This is a genomic window from Rhizocola hellebori, assembly GCF_016862955.1.
GTDB classification, from domain to species: Bacteria; Actinomycetota; Actinomycetes; order Mycobacteriales; family Micromonosporaceae; genus Rhizocola; species Rhizocola hellebori.
Map to the genome: position 1 here is coordinate 1 of NZ_BONY01000070.1, position 18,964 is coordinate 18,964.

The window sequence follows — 18,964 nt, forward strand, 5'->3', positions numbered from 1 at the left end:
GGCGCGGGCGAAAGCCTTGGGGCTCGCCTTTTACTGAAGTGGAATGTCCAACCAGGACGGTCCGCTGAAGACGGCGGTGTCGAAGATGTCGTTGTCGTCGAGGTAGAAGCCGTCGTGTCCGTCGACCACCAGCGCTAGCTTGTGGCCCGCGGGCACGTCCCAGTTGACCACGGGCAGACGCAGATCGATGTCCCGGGTGACCCCGGCACCACTGCGCCACGAGACCGGGGCGTGGGTGATGAGTTTGGCGTTGCCCGCCCAGTCCATGTCGTACAGGTAGGCCACGAGCGTGCCATTGGACTGTTCCGGCTTCACCCGCAGGCGCAATGAGGGGACGCCCCGGATGCGAAGGGCCGCATCGGAAGAGGCGATCCAGACCCCGGCATTGATCCGGTTGACCCCTGGGATCCAAGCACTGGCGATCGGCCCGGTCAGCGCCTGCAACCCGTTGGTGAGCAGGATGAGGCCACCCTGCGCATCTGTGTCCGGGTTGATTTCTGCGCTGCGCGACCAGCCTGTGGTTGGCGCGCCACCGAGTGCTCCGGTGCCCGTCCAGAACGAAACCTCGCCCAGCCCAAGACGCGTGGAGGCGGCAGGCAGGGCGGCGTAGGACTGGGTCGCGCCACCGGTCAGCGACTTGAGCACGACGCCGGGCTCGGTGTCGATGCCGTTGCTGATTCCCATCAGGTACCGGTCGAACCATCGCCGGACCGAAGTCCACACCGAGCTGTTGAGCCCGATCAGCCCGGTCAGTTCCGGAATGGCATGGTCGCCCGGTGCGAACTCGATCCGCTTCGGACCCGTCAGACCGCCGTAGAAGTCGACGATCTGGTTGGGCGGGAAGATGGAGTCCCCGTACCCGTTGGCAATCAGGATCGACGGGTTGTTGGCGTTGATGGCTGGCAGATACGTTGCGGCGGAACGTATCCGGGCGAAGCTCTTGATTGCCTCGATGTTCCGATAGGCGTAAAAGTCATCGATGATCGTGTCGAACTCCGCACTCGTGTTGCCCAGCAGAGCCGCGGCGAGCACGAGCAGTGCGCTCGATTGCACCCGCCGGGTCTCGCCGCCGTAGAGGGACGCGACAAGATCGGTCCAACCGCTGGTCACCGCGACCGACTTGATGCGGCTGTCGAACCCGGAGGCGATGAGGCTGATCCCGGCGCCGTAGGAGACGCCCGACATACCGATGCGGGCGGCATCGGCGGTCGTGTTGGCGATCAGCCAGTCGAGCACTCGCGACACGTCGGCGATGTCCTTCGGCCCGGCGGTGTCGATCTCGCCACCCGACGCCCACCAGCCGCGAGGCGTGTAGGACAGCACGGTGTAGCCGCCCTCGGCCAGCTTCTGGGCCTGTGCCACATATTCCAGGTCGTTGAGACCCCAGCTGGACGGGAACACGATGGCTGGATGGCGGCCGGCGGTAGTGGGCTCGATGACGTTGGCTTTGAGGATCACGCCGCTGCCGACTCCGATGTCGACAAAGCGGAATCCGGTGGTAGGGGCGGCCTGGGCGGCGGTGCCGGGCAGGCCCAGGCCGACAAGGGTAAGGGTCAGGGTCAGCAGGAGAGGGACGATTCTCCGCATGGCTACCTCGCTTCAGTAATTCCGGCGCGTGCAAGCAACGCGCGGCAGATCGCCTCGAGAGGCGATCCGCAAATTACCGACAGGTAACCATGCGGTGAGCTAGATCACAATACCCGCTGGTAACAACCTAGCCGCGGGACCCTCCGGAGACGTAGATGACTTGGCCGGTAACGAAACCTGCACCCTCACTGACCAAATAGGAGATCGCGTGCGCGATGTCCTCGGGATAGCCCACGCGGCGCACCGGCGTCTCCGCGGCACGCGCCGCTTGGAACTCCTCGAAGTCCACCCCGACCCGGGCTGCTGTCGCCGCCGTCATCTCGGTGACGATGAAGCCCGGCGCCACCGCGTTGGCCGTAACCCCGAACGGGCCCAGCTCCATCGCCAGGGTCCGGGTGAAGCCCTGCAGCCCGGCCTTGGCCGCCGAGTAGTTCACCTGACCACGGTTGCCCAGGGCCGACGTGCTGGAAAGGTTCACGATGCGGCCGTACTTCTGCTCGACCATGAACTTCTGCGCCGCCCGCGAGCACAGGAAGGCTCCGCGCAGGTGCACCGACATGACCGTATCCCAGTCGTCCACCGACATCTTGAACAGCAGGTTGTCCCGCAGCACGCCGGCGTTGTTGACGAGCACCGATGGCGCGCCCAACTCGCTGGAGATCTTCTCGAACGCGGCAGCGACGCTCTCCTCGTTCGATACATCGGCACCGACGGCCAGCGCGCGGCCACCCTTGTCGGTGATCGCGGCGACCGTCTCGGCCCCGTTCTCCTCGGTCAGATCCACCACCGCGACGGCAAACCCATCGCTGGCCAGCCGCGCGGCGGTGGCCGCACCGATTCCCCGGCCCGCGCCGGTGACAACTGCAATCCTCATGCCAGGCACCTTAGCGGGTATGTTTATGCACTAACAGTGCTAGTAGGCACCCCGCGCTCGGGTGACCGCACCCAGCGTCTTCCACATGATCAAAAGGTCGGTGGTGAGCGACCAGTTCTCCACGTAGTAGAGGTCGAGCCGGATCCCGTCCTCCCAGGACAGATCGGAACGCCCGCTCACCTGCCACAGGCCGGTGATGCCCGGCTTGACCAGCAGGCGCCTGGCCACGTCGCCGTCATAGAGCGCCACCTCGCTAGGCAGCGGCGGCCTCGGGCCGACCAGGCTCATCTCGCCGGTAAGCACATTGAGCAACTGCGGCAGCTCATCGAGCGAGTAACGCCGCAACAGACGTCCCACCGACGTCACCCGCGGATCGTTGCGCATCTTGAACAGCAGGCCGTCGCCCTCATTGAGGTGGCGCAGGTCGGCCAGCCTCTCCTCGGCGTCGATGAACATGGTGCGGAACTTGAAGACGCGGAACTCCTCGCCATCCTGGCCGACCCGTCGCTGCCGGAAGAAGACCGGCCCCCGGCTGTCCAGCTTGATGGCGGCGGCGATGAACAGCAGCAGCGGCGAGATGAGGAGCAGGCCGAAGACGGAGATGACCCAGTCGGCGAAGCCCTTGACGATCTTCGCGCGGCCGTTGAGGTCGGGCGGCTCGACGTGGATCAGGGGCAGGCCCGCCACCGGTCGCGTCCTGATGCGGGGACCGGCGACGTCAGTCAGCGCGGGGGCGACCACCAGATCGATCCCGCTGCCCTCCAGCTGCCAGCCGAGCCGGCGCAGACGCGAGGCGGTCAGCTCGGCCGAGGCGGTCACCGCGATGGTGTCGGCCTCGGCGGCCGTGGCCGCTTCCACGATGGTGCGGAACGAGCCCACCACCGGTACGTCGCTGAGGCGCTGCGGCTGCGGTGCGGCGAGCGCGTGCGGGATGCAGGCGCCCACCACCCTGTACCCGGTCCACGACTCCCGGCGCAGCTGGCCGACGAGCTCCATCACGTGCGGGACATCCCCGACCACAAGCACGCGATGCGACCAGCCGTGCCCCTGCGCCCGAGCCCGGTGCAAGGCCTGACGGCCGATCCACCTGGCGCACAGCAGCCCGACCATTCCGCAGGCGAAGGTGATGCCCAGGAACGCACGCGAAACGTCGTGATCCAGTACGTACCCGCTGATCGCCACGAACCCGGCCAGCCTCAGGCTTGCCTGCAACACGAATCTGTATTCCTCGGCGCCGTAGCCCAGCACCCTGGGGTCGTAACAGCGCAAAAACCTAAGCGAGAGAAGCCAGCCGACGACAAGCAAGGGCCCTACCACACCGTAGGGCGGCGTTTGGCCGACTGGACCATGCGTCTCGGCGAAGCGGGAAAAATAACCAACGGTGGTGGCGATGGTAATTACCAACGTGTCCACCACCGCAACAGTGCGCACGTAAGAGCGCAGCCGGAGTCGATAGAGCGCCGTAACGCTGATCGAGGGCTGCGGAGACAACGTGGGGCTGACAGTGGCCGTCACGCGCAACATCCTCGCCCAAACATGAATGGCGGTGGGGGTTGAGACGGAAAGTAGTCAGAACGACACTCGCTTAAGGGTTTAATGATCCTCGAAACAATGAATCGATGGTCAGATCGCGTGAATACGCAATGAATAGCGACCGAAAGCACGTGTTGACCGTAGTTGTTGCACGCTTTTGCGATCTAGCGTTGTGGGCATGCAGAGGCGCTTCCTGATGTGCCGGCCGACACACTTCGCCGTCACGTACAAGATCAATCCGTGGATGGACCCGTCCGCTCCTTATGACACCTCCCTGGCCATAAGTCAGTGGGAGTCGCTGGTCAGTGCCTATGAAGAGCTCGGACACCAAATCGAGTTTATCGATCCCCTCCCCGGACTGCCAGACATGGTTTTCGCCGCGAACGGTGGAACGGTCATCGATGGCACCATGTTCACGGCACAGTTCCGTTACGCGGAGCGCGCCGATGAAGCGCCTGCTTACCGCGATTGGTCTGAGCGCCAAGGCTTTGAGGTACACGAAGCCAAGCATGTCAACGAAGGCGAGGGTGATTTTCTTCTCGCCGGCGAGTTCCTCTTGGCGGGCACCGGGTTCCGCACCGCCCACGCCGCCCATCTCGAGGCGCAGGAGTTGTTCGGGCGTCCAGTGATTTCCCTTCAACTGGTTGATCCACGCTTCTACCACTTGGACACCGCGATCGCCGTTCTGTCGGGTTCCAACGGCGAAAAGCCAGCCAACATTGCCTATCTGCCCGAGGCGTTCTCGGCCGGAAGTCAGGCTGTTCTTCGCCAGCTCTACCCGAACGCGGTCATCGCCAACATCGCCGACGGCGAGGTGCTCGGGCTCAACGCGGTTTCCGACGGACACAACGTCGTGCTTCCGGTGCAGGCCACCAATCTTGCGGCAGAGTTGACCAAGGCCGGATATCACCCGGTTCCCGTCGACGTCTCCGAGCTTCGCCTCGCCGGCGGCGGACCCAAGTGCTGCACTTTGGAGTTGAGAGCATGAACAGCGCCCTAACCCCGGATGCGGTTGTGGCAGCGGAGCGGTGGACCGCGCACAACTACCACCCGCTGCCGGTGGTCATCTCCGAGGCTGAGGGCGCCTGGGTTACCGACATCGACGGCAACCGCTATCTCGACTGTCTTGCGGGCTACTCCGCCTTGAATTTCGGGCATCGCCACCCGCAACTCATCGCGGCCGCGCATGCCCAGCTCGACCGGCTGACCCTGACCTCACGCGCCTTTGTGCACGACCAGTTCGCGGAATTCTGTCACCGCCTTGCCGACCTGACCGGCCAGGACCTTGTCCTGCCGATGAACACGGGCGCCGAAGCCGTGGAGACCGCCATCAAGGTTGCCCGCAAATGGGGGTACCGGGTCAAGGGCGTCAAGCCGGGCCAAGCGAAAATCATCGTGGCGGCGGACAACTTCCACGGCCGCACCACCACGATCGTCAGCTTCTCCACCGATCCGGACGCGCACGACGATTACGGCCCCTACACGCCCGGCTTCCAGATCGTGCCCTACGGCAACCTTTCGGCCATCGCCGAAGCTATCGATCAGAACACCGTTGCGGTTCTCCTGGAACCCATTCAGGGCGAGGCCGGGGTGGTCGTGCCGCCGGCCGGATACCTCACCGGGGTCAGCCGCCTTTGCTCCGAAAACGACGTCCTCTTCCTGGCCGACGAGATTCAGAGCGGCCTCGGCCGCACAGGAGAGACATTCGCGGTCGACTATGAGGGCGTTCAGCCCGACATGCACATCCTCGGCAAGGCGCTGGGCGGCGGGATAGTTCCCGTTTCCGCGGTCGCCGCCCGCCGTGACGTGCTCGGCGTCCTGCAGCCCGGCCAGCACGGCTCCACCTTCGGTGGCAACCCGCTGGCGTGCGCGGTGGGCATCGAAGTCATCAAGCTGCTGGAAAAGGGCGAATATCAGCAGCGCTCCGCCGAGCTGGGCCAGCGCCTTCACGCGGGCCTGGAAACCCTTGTCGGACAGGGCATCACCGCCCTGCGTGGCCGGGGCCTGTGGGCTGGAGTGGATATCGACCCGGCCGTCATGACCGGACGCCGCGCCTCAGAGGCGTTGATGGAACGCGGAATCCTCGCCAAGGACACCCACGGCGCCACCCTGCGTCTGGCGCCTCCGCTGGTCATCACCGCCGACGAAATCGACTACGCCCTGGATCAACTCAAAGCCGTTCTTGGCTGACCCATCCCAACCCCCAACCCCCAACTCGCGCCCGCGGCCACCAGCCGCGGGCGCGGCTAGTTGGGGCGGAAGATCATGGTGGGGGCCTCAGCCACCACCGAGCCGTCAAGCTGGCGGGTGCTGGACAGGGCGCCCAGCCGGCCGAACTCGACGCCGGGGAAGAGCTCCACCAGATCCGAGGCGCCCAGCACCCGATGGGCGCCTTTGGTGAGGACCAGCTCGCCGTCGGCCGCGCCGCCGAGCTTGACCGTGGTGCCGTTCATGCTCAGGTCGGTGACGGTAATCCCTTGCTGGGTAAGGGACAGCGAAACATGCGAGCGGCTTACCTTGGCCCGTGCCTCCTCGCCGAGCCACTGCCCGAGCATGAGTCCACCGCCCTCCGGGGCACGGCCGACGACCACCGGAGCGGCCGCGGTGACCACGAAGCGGGTGCGGATCAGCCCGTCGACGCGGACCGCGAGCACCTGCTGCGGCGCGCGGGGGCCGGTGTCCTGCAATGGGGCGTCGTGTCGCGGACAGCCGGGCTGTCCGCCGCGCAGGCGCGGGATCGGCTGCCCCGTGCTGCGACGCAGCGGGCCGAAGCCGCCGCACTCCGGGTCGGGACAGTGCCACCAGCGCGACATCATGCGCTGCCCGGTCTGCGACGGGCCGTGTGGAATGGAGTTTCTGGGGTTCATCGCCGCCCCACCCGCACCCGGGATCGGCGCCCAGGTGGACGGCAGCGCACGGGAGATGACGGGGAGCCCGGTGAGCTCGGAAACCTCCACCACCCGTGGCGCTGCCCCCTGGATCACTTCGACCAGACCGTCATCGGCCCAGCGGCGCATCACCATGCGCTCGTTGGAGGTGAGGTCTTGATTCGACAGCAGCGATTTGTCGACTACGCAATAAGCGATCACCTGCTCCTCGCCCACCTGGCGGGCAAGCGCGTCGATGACCAGGCCGAGGCGTAACAGGTTGGCCGGACGGCCGGCACCGCCGTCCAGATCGGCGCAATACATCATCTCCGCGACGTCCAGCACCCCCGCCGCCAGAGCGGGGTCGGTGCCCAGACGGCGCTCGATGGCATCCAGAACCTGGCTGACCTCAAACCGCATTGCCCGAGACTACTTCAGGATTCGCGCCTTCTCTTGCGCGAACTCCTCGTCGCTTAACTTTCCGCGATCGTGCAGGTCGGAGAGCACCTTCAGATCCCGCGACGTGTCGGATGGGGTGTATTTCTGGACAAATTCCTTGTTGGCTTGGTCGATACGTTCCCGCTCGTCCTTGGTCGCCCCGGCCGGACGGAAGATCAAATAGATCAGCGTGCCGAAGAAGGGCACCAGGACCACACAGATGATCCAGAGGGCCTTCAGCCAGCCCGGGAGATCGTCACGCCGGAAGATGTCGACGATGGCGAAGCCCCAGACCAGCAAAAGCGGAATGAATATCAGAAGCAGCCAGAACACATCCCAAAAATCCATAACATGATTTCAGCTCATTCTGGACACTGTGTCTCGCAATCGCCCCAAATCGCGCAGCCGGCGTTCGTAGGTAATCGCCAATCCGACTAGGAGGAGGCCGCCAACGCCGAGCGGCGCCCACGCGGGGACCAGCTGCCAGATCAGGACCAGTTCATGCGCAGCCACCGCGAGCAGGGTCAGCCCGCCCAGGACGACGGGCGCCTGCTTGCGCCAGACCGCCCCCACCACCACGACGACCAGCGCACCCGTCCCGAGCAGAAGCCGCCGCAGCGGGGTGGGATCGATGAGGACGGCGGCCAGGCTCGGCAGGAGCGCCGCGGCAAGAGCCGGCCCGTAAGCGGTCCAGCTCGACAGCTCGCGCCGCTTCCGCGCAGCGAGCGTCCCGGCGGCCACCGCGAGCAGGGCGATCGGAATCGTGTACGCCTCCAGGGTCCCCACGTCCGCGGCTCGCAACAGGACGATCCAGGCGACGGCCTCCAACCCGGCGGCCACCGCGGCCCGCGGCACGAGGTTGCGCTTGAGTGCCGTCAGCGCGATCGCGACACCCCACAGCGCCAGCACCCCGGCGGCGGGCCGGGGCTCCTGCAGGCACAACGCCAGCGCCACGAGCGCGGTCGCATGGGCTGCCGCCTCCACCGGCTTGCCCCACTCCCGCACCAGCGGGGTGAAGGCAACCACTAGTAGTAATAGGGCCACGGCCAGTACCAGATAGGCGGTCAGTTCCGGGTCGAAGTCAGCGGCCTGGCCGATCGCCACGGCGAGCAGCACCTTGGCCACAGCGCCGGCGAGCCAGGCGGCCAGCCGGATCTCCCCTGCCTTCGACCCGATCGCGATGGACGCCATGGTGACCGAAACGGCGGCGAGCCCGGCGATCGTCGACCATTCCTGAGCGAGTGTTCCGGCGAGCCCCGGCAGCACCAGCAGTGCGCCCACGATGGCGAGCACCGGGTCGATGCCGCCCCGGTCGCTGTCCGCCGCGCGGCTGCGCAGACACGCCACGGCCAGCATGGCGAGCCCGCCGAGGAGGGTGACCGCGGGAATGACCGGCCACTGCACCTCGAGCACGGCAAGCCACAACAGCCCGGGGACAAGCGCGGCGAAGGCGGTCAGGCGAACCGAGCGGGTCAACGCCAGCGGGACGAGCAACACCGTCAGCGCCACCGCGTCGGTCAACCTGACCTGCGCCACCGGCGGGTTGTCCTGCCAGATCCTGGTTACCTGCTGGAACGGGTCGAACAGGACCGACACCCAGCTCTTGCCCGTCCACAGCACGGTGATCAGAGCCGGCAGCAGGGGCGTCCAGCGGACCCATTTCCAGGCGCACTTCGTACCCACCAAAGCCATCGCCACCGCAGCACCAGCGGAATAGATAGCCTGCGACTCGCCGTCGGGCAGCGCGGGCCACAGCGGATAAAGCGCCACGACCAGGCAGGCGACCACATGGTAGCCGCGGAACTGGCGGCCCACGCCCAGCAGCGGAAGCGCCACCACGATCAGCAGCAGCAGCCGCCACGAGGTCACCCGCTCACCGTCGAAGGCGGCCACCGTGGTGAAGGCGAGCAGCGGCAGCAGCAGATCGGCGACTCCGGCGCAGACCCCGGCCAGCTCGTAACGTCCATCGATGGTGACACCCGGGCGCAGCATGTTGCGCGGCGCGACCGACGAGGTGGCCAGGGCGAGCACCACCACGACCGTCATCACGATCATCGACTGCATCGGGGTGCCTTGCGCGGCAAGCAAAGCATGGGTGGCAAGGAAGAGCGCCGCCAGACCCTTGACGATGAGCCCGAGCCGGCCCGGCACGATGAGCGCCCACACCACGAGCCCGGTGGCGACGAGCAGGTCGGCCGTTGGCGCGGCCCAGACGCTGATCATCGGCCAGCCCGGAAGGGCTAGCGCCAGCGCGACCAGACCGCTGACGACCACGAACTTGCGCACCCGTCCCCGCGAGGCCAGCGCCCCCGCCGCGGTCAGCAGGGCCAGCGAAACCGGCAACTCCCAGATGTAGGGCCGCTGCAGCGATTCCGGATCGGCGTGCCACCAAGGCGTGGCGTCCCAGACCGAGACCGCGCCGAACGCGGTGGCCCAGAACGCGGCGACCGCGGCCGGTGCCAGGAAAGCGATTCCGGCACCCCAGCGGGCGCCTGTCGCAAACTGGCTGGAGAAGCGCTGCGCGCCGAACCAGGCCAGCAACGCCACCAGAACGACCACCAGAGAACACGCGACGAGGAGCCGCCAGTCGTGCAATTGCTTCGCCAGTGGCCGAACTATCCCTGCCACCACGGCGATCGGCACCGTCGCCCCGGCGATCAAACGGTGCGCGCTGGTGCCGCCGACCCAGGCGCCGGCGGCGAAAACCAGTGCCACCGCTAGCAGTACGGCCGACGAACGGAGGCTGCCCACGAAAGCCCACTCATCGATAGCGAACATCAGGGCGACAAGCAGCGCCAGCCCGTGGAAGAGCCAGCCGAGCACGGCGAAGAACAGCGGCTTGAGCCGTCGCCACAGAACCAGCGCGTCAAGCCCGGCCACGGACACGAACACCAGCGACCAGACGTCCGCGCCCGCCGTGGATTCGGCAAAGTACAGCGGCAGCACCGGCTGCGCCACGGTCAGCGCGATGAACCTCGGGCCGTTCAGGTCGAACAGCTTCGCGTAGCCGTAACCGATCGCGGCCGTTATGGCGCAGACCGTCCCCGCGTAGAAGCTGCCGTCCCAGGTCTCCTTGACGCCGCCGAGGTTGACGAACCAGGCCGCGTAGCCGTCCAGCAGCAAGAGGAACATACCAAGCGCGGCAAAGGTTTCCGCCGTCGCCTTCAGACCGCGCAAGCGCACCAGCGGCGGCACCACCAGCGTTGTCAAAGTCACCGCGCCCAGGATCACCGCCCGGCCGACCACGCCATAGCTGTTCCAGGCCACGAAGGTGAAGACCAGCGCGGCGATGCCGAGCAGCAGACCGCCCAGCACGAAAAGCAGATTCTGCACCGTCCTCGGGGCCGCCTCGGGGCGCGGGGCGGCCACCGGCACCGTCGTCACGGCCGGCGGCGTGTCCAGCTGCACGGTCGGCAGCGACGAGGACGACTTCTCCTTCGCCACCGACATCCGCACCAGCGTGGCGTAGGACTCCCGTTGCCGCCGCAGCTCCGCCAGCTGCGCGACCAACCCGTCGTAGGCCTGCTTGGCCGCGTCCACCTGCGCGCGCAGATCCAGGATCTGATGATCCAACGTGATCACCGCTGCCGCGTTGGGATCCGGCGCCCTCCCACAGCCCGGGCAAGAGTGCTCAAGCGTGGTCAGCGTGTGACACACCGGGCAGGGATAGGCCGACTCCTCAGTCATGAGCGACAGCATGCCGCAGCCTTGGATCTCGCACTATCCGGCAATGTACTCATTGCGCCTGTGCGGGCGTACTCAGTCGCGTAGCCTGCTAATTAATGATCATCGGCGGTCTGGTGTCCATTATTACTGGCCTGATCATGGTGCTATGGCCGGGTAAGACCCTGCTGTTCGTCGCCATCCTGATCGGCGTGTGGCTGCTCATCGCCGGCATCATCCGCATAGTTCAGTCCGTCATCCGCCGGGATCTGCCCCGCCGCCGCCGCGTCCTGCTCGGCATCGCCGGACTGCTCTACGTCATCGTCGCCGCGGTATGCCTGGGCGACGCCTTCCGCTCGCTGACCCTGCTCACCCTCGTCATCGGTCTGGTGTGGACAATCGGCGGCGTGGCCGAGGTCGCCGCCGGCTTCCCCAAATTCTGGCCGACGCTGCTGGGCCTGCTCAGCATCGCCATCGGCATCACGGTCTTTCTCTGGCCAGAGCCCACCCTCACCCTCATGGCCACCGTCATCGGCATCTGGCTGATCGTCATAGGCGTGATCCAGCTGGTCCTATTCCTCACCACCCGCCTCCGCCGCCGCAAGCCCCCAGCGATCCCGAGCGCCCGCACCGCCCAATAACCAAATTCCTTTGCGCCGCCACGTCGTGGTCCCTCGCCGCACCTCCCGGGCGGCAACGCCACGCCCGTGCTTGGCCACCCCCGACGGCTGCGCCGCCGACCCCGCAGGTGCTAGATCACCCCAAGCCCTCCCAGCGACGCCCGTGCCGTCTAGTGCGCGCGGCCTTGTCGCGGGCGTGCGCCGCTCCCCACCGCGCAGGTATGACCATTGCTTGCGCCGCACCACGAACCCCCACCCCACCTGGTCGTGGTCACCCTCCCACGCCACATCCGCGCTTCCCGGGACCAGGAGGCGGGAGCGTTCGGCGGCAGGTGGAAATTTTTGGTGGAGTTGTCCGCAACGGGGTCGGCGGTTCGTCACTAGGTTGAGATGCATCGCCGACGAAGAGGGCTGACATGAAATACCTGATGTTTGTTTGCACCGATACCGAGCCGGATACCGACACGGAGAACGAACCCGACATCGACGTGTGGGTTGCCGAGAACGATGCCTCCGGTAGGCGACTCCAGGGGATGGTGCTCGCGCCGAAGTCGAGCGCCACCACCGTTCGGGTGCGCAACGGGAAGTTGCTGGTGTCAGACGGGCCGTTTGCGGAGACCAAGGAGGTCATTGTGGGCTTTGACCTGCTGCAGTGCGCGGACCTGGACGAGGCGATCGAGGTGGCGCGGGCACACCCGATGGCACGTGGGGGGCGGATAGAGATTCGCCCGCTCGCTGACTTCGAGCAGTGACAGCTGAAGCAGCAGCGACAGCCGAAGCGGTCGCGGCCGCGGCGGCTGAGTCGTATCCGCGGATTGTCGGGGCGCTGATCCGGGTCACCCACGATTGGACTCTGGCCGAGGACTGCGCGCAGGAGGCGCTGACCCTTGCCTTGGAGCGGTGGCCGGCCGATGGCGTACCCGACAATCCGGGTGGCTGGCTGATGACGGTCGCCCGCAACCGGGCCATCGATCTGCTGCGCCGGGCCAGCGTGGAACAGCGCAAGCTGCGCGAGCTGGCGGTCCTCGCGTTGACGTCGGAGCCCAATCCGGCTGAGCCGCAGGCGGAAACGTCGGAGGTGGGCGACGACCGGTTGCGGCTCATCTTCACGTGCTGCCATCCGGCGCTGCCGCTTGAGGCACGGGTCGCGCTCACCCTGCGCACGGTTTGCGCCGTGCCCACGGCCGATATCGCCAACGCTTTCCTCGTCAGCGAGTCGACGATGACGCGGCGGCTGACCCGGGCCAAGACGAAGATCGCGGACGCCGGGATCCCCTACCGGGTCCCGGGTGGCCGCGCGCTTGGCGAGCGGCTGCCCGGCGTGCTCACGGTGCTGTACCTGCTGTTTACCAACGGCTACAACGCCAATGGTGAGCCGGCCTTCGCCGACGAGGCGATCCGGTTGGCCCGCCTGCTCAAAGAGCTGATGCCGGGGCAACCTGAAGTGCCGGAGCTGCTGGCGCTGTTCCTGTTCCAGCATTCGCGGCGGGAAGCCCGGCGCGACGCGGAAGGCCGGCTGCTCACCTTGGACAAACAGGACCGTTCCCGCTGGGACCACGCCTCGATTCGGGAAGCCGCGGCGATTCTGGAAGGGACCCCGCGGTCAGATGGCCCCTACGCCCTGCAAGCCCGCATCGCCGCCTGCCACGCCACGGCCGAGTCCGCGAGCGCGACCGACTGGCAGGAGATCGCGAGCTGCTACGACCGGCTGGCCAAGACCTACCCGTCACCGGTGATCGAGCTGAATCGCGCTGTGGCGCACGGCTACGCGCACGGTCCCGAGGTCGGGCTGGCGCTGCTGGCACAGGCGCGCGCGGGTGGGGCGCTCGACGACTATCCACACGCGGTCGCCGCGGAAGCGGACCTCACCGCCCGCCAAGGCGACCGTGACCGTGCCGCCGTCCTGTTCCGGCGGGCCGCCGCGGTGGCGCACAGCGAATCCGAACGTCGCGCCCTGCTCGAGCGGGCTGACGAAAACGCCGGCTGAAAGGGCTCAAAGTCCCACGGAGGCAAGGTAATCGCGGGACGCGGTGTAGGCGGCGCTCACGCGATGGCGGACGGCGGCGGTGTTGCGGTAGGCCCAAGGACTTTCGTCGCCCTCGTCACCGCCGGGCAGCAGGTGGACGCGAACACCGGGTGGGGCGGCTTCCAGCTCCCAGCCGAAGCGGGCGCGGCGGGCCAGCTCCAGCGCGACGGTTGCGGCTTCCCAGGGCCGCTGGGGTGGACTCAGTGGCTTGTCCATGCGGCCGACCTGCAGCACATAGATTTCGGTCGCACCAAGGTCGACAGCGCGGCCGACCGGCGACGGGCGCACGATGGAGCCATCAATGAAATGCTCGCCGTCGATGGCAATGGGTGGCAGCAGGCCGGGGATCGCGGCGGCGGCGATGACGGCGGGAAGCACCGGACCGGTGGCGAACCAGTGCTCCGCGGAGCGTTCGATGCTCGCGGCAATGAGGTGCAACGGGACCTTGAGGTCGGCGAAGGTGAGATTCTTGCCCAGGTGACGCTCGAGCATGCGCTGCAGCGGGGCCGGGCTGTGCAGGTGGGTGCGGGTGGCGAAGCGCCGCATCTGGCGCGGCACCGAGTCGCCGTAGACCTCGCTCATCTCGGGGCTGGCCCAAAGCCGGACAAGGTCGTCGATGACGGAAGGATTGGGGTCGACCGCCACCATGGCCGCGTTGATGGCCCCGATCGAGGTGCCGATGAGGACATCGGGGCGGATCTGCGCCCGGAAGAGGGCACGCAGCATGCCGACCTCAACCGCGCCGAGGACGCCACCGCCGCCCAATACGAACCCTACGGGTCCATTCCCCACCCGCTAACTCTAAGTTATCGACGCAACCGACCTATCGCTTTCCACGCCCGGGGCGGGGGACCGCCCCCAAAGGACGGTCCCCCGCTGCCTTAAATGGCTAGCCAGAGAGCGGGCGCGCTCACCGGATCCCAGCCTGCCAGCGAAGTGTGATTCTGCCGGCATTGATAGTTGCGGCCCTGGTAGGAGACCCTCGCGCCGACCGTGTAGGCCACGCCGGTCGCCCACGCCGGGTATTGCCCAGTGGCCGTGGGAGTGGGCGACGGGCTCGCAGAGGCCGAAGGTGACGCTGAAGGCGAGACCGAGGGCGAGGGCGAGACCGAGGGGGAGACCGAGGGCGACGGCGAGACAGTTCCACCGCACGGGCCCAGGTCACGCCAGACCTCGTTGGTGCCGGGCGCGTTGTTCTGGGTCCACCAGCGGGCTTCCCAAGCCCGGCCGTTGTGGCTGACCCGCATGCCGCCGGTGTAGATGGAGGTGGCCACCCACGCCGGGTAGGTGCAGGCGGGCGGTGGTGAGGAAGTGGGCGATGCGGTCGGCGAAACGGTGGGCGAGCCGGATGGGGTCACGCCGCCGCGGCTGAGGTTGACCGCGAGGTTGTAGGTCTGCCCGCCGAAGGTGAGCGTGTAGTTGGACGGGCCGGAGAGCGGGAGTTTGTAGTCGAGCGTCAGCTCGGCGAAAGCGCCAGGCGCGATCGACTGCCACGACGGCAACGTGAGCCGCGCGTGATGGAAGTCGCCGTCAAGGCCGCCGATGTTGTTGCCGGTGTGCCCGGGGGTGACCGTCATGGCCCAGCCCGACTGCTGGCTGATGTTGCTCGGCGCGGAGGTGGACGCGTCGAAGTCGAGCACAGCGCCGCCGGGGATGGTGGTGGTGGAGTTGTTGACGATCCGCAGCTCCGGGTTGATCGGATAGTTGGAGTCACCCAACGCGAAGCCGCTGATCTGCACGTCCACGTTCAGGGTGGTGGTGGGCAGCGCGGTGTTCGACTTCGCCGCGCCGTAGGGTCCGGCCACAGTCAGCTTGCTGTGCAACAGGTTGGTGAGGGTGTTGCCCATCCTGTACTCGCCGGCCGAAGCGTTGAAGGCATAGTCGCCCGCGAGCTCCCAAATCATGATGCCGCCCAAGCCCTGGTTCACCACGTAATCGGCCTTCGCGCCGAGGGACTGTTCGTCCTCGGTGGAGAGGAAGACCTTCTTCGTGTTGTTCCAAAGCCAAGGCGCGACAAGGGTGGCGTTGTAGTTGCGGGTGTAGGTTCCGGTGAGGCCCTCGGTCACGCCGTAGGCGGCCCTGTACGACCCGGCGATGCCGTTCTCCAGGTTCTTGGCGTGCCACATCGGGTTCGAGCCCGCGGGTTCCTCGCCGCCGACCGCGTTGAGGTCGTGCCAGAGGTTGTCGATTCCGGCAGCGCCGTCGCCGCAAGGGCTTTGCGTGCCGGGCGCGCAGCCGGTGGTCTTCGCCGCGGTGCCCCAAAGGCCGTTCGTGCCACCGGTGACATTGCGCCAGCCACGGGTGTAATAGGGCACGCCGATGTTGATCCGGCCCGCCTGCACCGAACCGCGGAAGTAGTGCGCGGCCCAGTCGGTGTTGAGGTAGCCGATGCCCGAGTAGGCGCCGTAGACACCCGCGGCGGCGAGCTCGCCGTCCTGGCCGTCGTCGAACAGGGCCGCGTTGGGGCCGACGAACTTGTTCCACGCCCCGTGCAGGTCATAGGACATGATGTTGATGTAGTCCAGATATTTGGTGGTCTGGAAGGCTTCCATGCCGCGCAGCAGCCAACCCGACGCGGGCGCGGCGACGGTGAGCAGGTAGTACTTGCCGTCGGCCGCCGCGGCTGCGTCGAGTTTCTCGCGCAAAGTCTTCATCAGCACCGAGTACGAAGCGTGGAGCCCGGCCCGGCGCGCGTTGGCCTGGGGGAAGTCCAGCGGGTTGCCCGCGTCCACATTGGATGTCGGATACTCGTAGTCGATGTCCACACCGTTGAAGCCGTAGGTGCGCACGAAGGCCACCGCCGAGTCGGCGAAAGCGTTGATACCAGCCGTGTTCACGGCTCCGCTCGCGGTGGTGGTCATGCGGTAGAAGCCGCCGGAATCCAAGCGGGTGCCGGCGTCGTTGAAGTATCCGCCGGTCTCCGCCCAACCGCCGACGCTCACCAGCGTCTTCACGTTCGGGTTGGCTTTCTTGTATTTGTTGAGCAGGTTGAAATGACCCGTATACGAATAAGCGGGATCCATCTCGGCGCCTGCCACGCCCGGCCAGGTCATGTTCGTCGCCGGATTGTTTGCCGCTGTGGGGGTACCCACCGAAAGCCGATTTTGATCGTCGACGTGGGCAAACGCGTAGTTGATGTGGGTGACCTTGTCCCAGGGGATATTGCTGGCCAGATAGGACGGAGTCCCGTCCTTGCCGGTGCGCCAGGAGGTGAAGTAGCCGATGACGCGGCGGGGGTGGCCCGCGCCCATGAGCTCGCGGCCGTTGCTGTCGTAGGCGTTGCAGTAGGGGGTCGCGACGCCGGGGGTCCGGTAGAGGCCGTCTGGTCGGCAGGTTTCGTGGTCGACCGCCGAGACGGCGGAACCCGCGACGGCGACGGCTATCCCGGTCGCCGCGAGCGCGGTCACCGCCGCGGTGATCAGAGTGATGAGGGGCTTGCGTTGCATGGCCACACGCTCCTAGGGCGCACTAACCTAATAGGAAAGTTTGCTAAAAGTTAATGCGGTGACCGGGGCCACGCAAGACGTGACCACAGGGTTTAAGGCTTACTTCAGGGCAGTCGCCAGATCGTGATGTCCTTGTATATGACCTCGCGCGGATCGGTATCGCTCTTCTGCTCGTCGACGCCGAGCCCGATCGTCCCGCTCACGTAGGTGTAGTCGTCATCGACCTCGAAGAGCGGCTGTCCATTGTGGAAGAAGATCAGCCGGCTTCCCTGCACGTGGATGCCCACCTTGAAGGACTCCTTGGCCTTGATGGGCTGCGGCCACTTCTTGATGCTTTCCACCTTGGCGCCGTGATCGAAGAGCTCGTAGCGGTCGGGGCAGATCGAAAGCAGATATCCCCGGCTGGCGTCGAAGCGGAACCAGATGGCCGCGCAGCTTGCCGTCGTGCGCAGGCTGACCTCGACCTGGAGCGCGAAGTCCTTGAACGCGTTGACATCCGAGTGACATTTGTAGGTGTACTTGTACGTGCTGCGCACCTGGTAACCGGCGCTGGTGTAAAGGCAGGTGGTCTGCAGCTCGTCGCGCGTCTTGAACCAGAACGAATCCTTGGTCAGGCTCTCTCTGACCTCCGGATCGATCCCGACCGGGGGAAAGGCCGGCACGGCCAGCCCCGGCGTGGCCGTTGGCGAGGTGGAGGCCGACACTGTGGGCGACGACGAAGAGGTGGTCGGCGCGTTGGCCTGCGGCGTCGAGGAGGACTGCGGCGGCTCGTTGGCCCGCCCGCTGAACGGGGGGATCACCCCGGTGAAGATGCCGACGACGGTCGCCGTCAAGATCACCACCGTGGCGGCCAGCATCGATATCAGCGCCCGGCCCGGCTTGCGCTCGCGGCGCGGCGGCTCGGGGACGAAGTTGCGCTCGATGATCGATGGCGCCTGGTCGATGGAGGCCAAGCGGGTCGGGTCGGAAACGTTGGCCACCGTCACCACGGCCTGCTCCGAGCCGGCCTCGATCAGGCCCTGCCTGGTCTCGTGCCGGCCGCCGGCCACCAGGCGATCGAGCAGCTCACGCGCGGCGGGCCGATCCTTGGGATCCTTGGAGAGCGCCAGCTCGACCAGGTCGCGCAAGGTCCCGGTGAGACCGGTCAGATCGGGCGGCTGGGTGAGGATGCGGGCTGCCGCCTCCGCGGACCCGCCGCCGAACGGCACCCGGCCCGTTCCCGCATAGGCCACCACCGCACCCCAGGCGAAGATGTCCGCCGCCGGGCTGACTGTGCGGGTGCCCTGCTGGTCGAGCCGCTCCGGCGCCATATATGGGATCGTGCCGATCAGCTGGTGCGGGGCGGTGTCGGAGCCGGTGGCCTCGGCGGCCCGCGCTATCCCGAAGTCGATCACCTTGGGCGCACCGGGTGCCAGCAAGACGTTGGCGGGCTTGAGGTCCCGATGGACGATGCCGGCCCCATGGATCGCGGTGAGCGCGGTGGCCACCCCGAGCGCGAGCCCGTGCAGGTTGGCCGGGCTCAATGGGCCCTGGTTCTGCACCACCCGGGCCAGCGAGGGGCCGTTGACGAATTCGACCACCAGATAGGGCGGCTCATGATCCGGGTCGGCGTCGAGCACCTCGGCCGTGCAGAAAGCCGGGACCTGCTGGGCGCGCGCCACCTCGCTGCGGAACCGGCGGCGGAAGTCGGGGTCGGTGGACAGGTCCTTGCGGATCATCTTGACCGCGACCAGCGGGCCTGTCTCGTCGCGCCGCCCGAGATAGACGCTGCCCATGCCGCCCTCACCAAGCCGCCTGAGCAGCCGGTATGGCCCAAGCTCAGTCGGATCCGACGGGCGCAGCGGACGCCCTGGACCCGCTGATGGCGCAGCGCCTGTCATTCACCCATCCCGTAGTTTGTCCTCGGCGAT

14 protein-coding genes are annotated in these 18,964 nt (G+C 67.0%); 5 read left to right on the forward strand and 9 right to left on the reverse strand.

Features of this window, described 5'->3' with window-relative positions; all coding sequences use genetic code 11:
• Positions 1–30: 30 nt before the first annotated feature.
• The 3 genes from Rhe02_RS37625 to Rhe02_RS37635 all read right to left on the reverse strand — a co-directional run bounded on the left by Rhe02_RS37625 (position 31) and on the right by Rhe02_RS37635 (position 3,952).
• Positions 31–1,587 carry a CocE/NonD family hydrolase gene (locus Rhe02_RS37625; protein WP_203913251.1) on the reverse strand — a complete coding sequence of 519 codons (1,557 nt, stop codon included), beginning with the start codon at positions 1,585–1,587 and terminating at the stop codon, positions 31–33.
• Between the two features lie 127 nt (positions 1,588–1,714).
• Positions 1,715–2,470, reverse strand: a complete 756-nt coding sequence (gene fabG, locus Rhe02_RS37630; protein WP_239124309.1) for a 3-oxoacyl-ACP reductase FabG — start codon at positions 2,468–2,470, stop codon at positions 1,715–1,717.
• A 30-nt stretch (positions 2,471–2,500) separates the two neighbouring features.
• Positions 2,501–3,952 (reverse strand): sugar transferase, encoded by a 1,452-nt coding sequence (locus Rhe02_RS37635; protein WP_505973683.1) that lies wholly within the window; start codon positions 3,950–3,952, stop codon positions 2,501–2,503.
• Positions 3,953–4,172: 220 nt separating this feature from the next.
• Here Rhe02_RS37635 and ddaH point away from each other — a divergent pair, with 220 nt between their 5' ends.
• Both ddaH and rocD read left to right on the forward strand, forming a co-directional pair.
• The gene (ddaH, locus tag Rhe02_RS37640; RefSeq protein ID WP_203913254.1) at positions 4,173–4,982 is read left to right on the forward strand and encodes a dimethylargininase; all 810 of its coding nucleotides are present in this window, start codon (positions 4,173–4,175) and stop codon (positions 4,980–4,982) included.
• Positions 4,979–6,184: an ornithine--oxo-acid transaminase gene (gene rocD, locus Rhe02_RS37645; protein WP_203913255.1), complete on the forward strand. Its 1,206-nt coding sequence runs from the start codon at positions 4,979–4,981 to the stop codon at positions 6,182–6,184. The genes ddaH and rocD overlap by 4 nt, the downstream gene beginning before the upstream one ends.
• Positions 6,185–6,240: 56 nt before the next feature.
• On the opposite strand, the gene Rhe02_RS37650 is transcribed toward rocD, so the two are convergent.
• Genes Rhe02_RS37650 through Rhe02_RS37660 form a run of 3 tightly spaced genes read right to left on the reverse strand, consistent with a single transcriptional unit; the run spans position 6,241 to position 10,986 of the window.
• Positions 6,241–7,281, reverse strand: coding sequence for an FHA domain-containing protein (locus Rhe02_RS37650; protein WP_203913256.1), 1,041 nt, complete (start codon positions 7,279–7,281; stop codon positions 6,241–6,243).
• A gap of 9 nt (positions 7,282–7,290) precedes the next feature.
• Positions 7,291–7,647, reverse strand: a complete 357-nt coding sequence (locus Rhe02_RS37655; protein ID WP_203913287.1) for an SHOCT domain-containing protein — start codon at positions 7,645–7,647, stop codon at positions 7,291–7,293.
• A 9-nt stretch (positions 7,648–7,656) separates the two neighbouring features.
• Positions 7,657–10,986 carry an SCO7613 C-terminal domain-containing membrane protein gene (locus Rhe02_RS37660; protein WP_203913257.1) on the reverse strand — a complete coding sequence of 1,110 codons (3,330 nt, stop codon included), beginning with the start codon at positions 10,984–10,986 and terminating at the stop codon, positions 7,657–7,659.
• A gap of 95 nt (positions 10,987–11,081) precedes the next feature.
• On the opposite strand from Rhe02_RS37660, the gene Rhe02_RS37665 reads away from it, so the two are divergent.
• The 3 genes from Rhe02_RS37665 to Rhe02_RS37675 all read left to right on the forward strand — a co-directional run bounded on the left by Rhe02_RS37665 (position 11,082) and on the right by Rhe02_RS37675 (position 13,569).
• Positions 11,082–11,603, forward strand: coding sequence for an HdeD family acid-resistance protein (locus Rhe02_RS37665; protein ID WP_203913258.1), 522 nt, complete (start codon positions 11,082–11,084; stop codon positions 11,601–11,603).
• Positions 11,604–11,998: 395 nt separating this feature from the next.
• A complete protein-coding gene (locus Rhe02_RS37670; RefSeq protein WP_203913259.1) occupies positions 11,999–12,334 on the forward strand; it encodes a YciI family protein in 336 nt (111 codons plus the stop codon).
• Positions 12,331–13,569 carry an RNA polymerase sigma factor gene (locus Rhe02_RS37675; protein ID WP_203913260.1) on the forward strand — a complete coding sequence of 413 codons (1,239 nt, stop codon included), beginning with the start codon at positions 12,331–12,333 and terminating at the stop codon, positions 13,567–13,569. The genes Rhe02_RS37670 and Rhe02_RS37675 overlap by 4 nt, the downstream gene beginning before the upstream one ends.
• 6 nt (positions 13,570–13,575) lie before the next feature.
• Here the strand turns inward: Rhe02_RS37675 and Rhe02_RS37680 are convergent, their stop codons facing one another.
• The 3 genes from Rhe02_RS37680 to Rhe02_RS37690 form a co-directional block, all read right to left on the reverse strand.
• Positions 13,576–14,400, reverse strand: a complete 825-nt coding sequence (locus tag Rhe02_RS37680; protein WP_203913261.1) for a patatin-like phospholipase family protein — start codon at positions 14,398–14,400, stop codon at positions 13,576–13,578.
• Positions 14,401–14,489: 89 nt separating this feature from the next.
• A complete protein-coding gene (locus Rhe02_RS37685; protein WP_203913262.1) occupies positions 14,490–17,054 on the reverse strand; it encodes a glycosyl hydrolase family 18 protein in 2,565 nt (854 codons plus the stop codon).
• 104 nt (positions 17,055–17,158) lie between these two features.
• On the reverse strand, positions 17,159–18,829 hold the full coding sequence (locus tag Rhe02_RS37690; protein ID WP_239124310.1) for a protein kinase domain-containing protein: 1,671 nt from the start codon (positions 18,827–18,829) through the stop codon (positions 17,159–17,161).
• Positions 18,830–18,964 lie beyond the last annotated feature (135 nt).

Excerpts from the sequence above, each read along its gene's own strand:
- Rhe02_RS37685 (WP_203913262.1), bottom strand. The coding sequence starts at position 17,054 with ATGCAACGCAAGCCCCTCATCACTCTGATCACCGCGGCGGTGACCGCG.
- Rhe02_RS37690 (WP_239124310.1), bottom strand. The coding sequence starts at position 18,829 with ATGGGCAGCGTCTATCTCGGGCGGCGCGACGAGACAGGCCCGCTGGTC.
- Rhe02_RS37650 (WP_203913256.1), bottom strand. The coding sequence starts at position 7,281 with ATGCGGTTTGAGGTCAGCCAGGTTCTGGATGCCATCGAGCGCCGTCTG.
- ddaH (WP_203913254.1), top strand. The coding sequence starts at position 4,173 with ATGCAGAGGCGCTTCCTGATGTGCCGGCCGACACACTTCGCCGTCACG.
- Rhe02_RS37625 (WP_203913251.1), bottom strand. The coding sequence starts at position 1,587 with ATGCGGAGAATCGTCCCTCTCCTGCTGACCCTGACCCTTACCCTTGTC.
- Rhe02_RS37665 (WP_203913258.1), top strand. The coding sequence starts at position 11,082 with ATGATCATCGGCGGTCTGGTGTCCATTATTACTGGCCTGATCATGGTG.
- Rhe02_RS37660 (WP_203913257.1), bottom strand. The coding sequence starts at position 10,986 with ATGACTGAGGAGTCGGCCTATCCCTGCCCGGTGTGTCACACGCTGACC.
- rocD (WP_203913255.1), top strand. The coding sequence starts at position 4,979 with ATGAACAGCGCCCTAACCCCGGATGCGGTTGTGGCAGCGGAGCGGTGG.
- Rhe02_RS37670 (WP_203913259.1), top strand. The coding sequence starts at position 11,999 with ATGAAATACCTGATGTTTGTTTGCACCGATACCGAGCCGGATACCGAC.
- Rhe02_RS37655 (WP_203913287.1), bottom strand. The coding sequence starts at position 7,647 with ATGGATTTTTGGGATGTGTTCTGGCTGCTTCTGATATTCATTCCGCTT.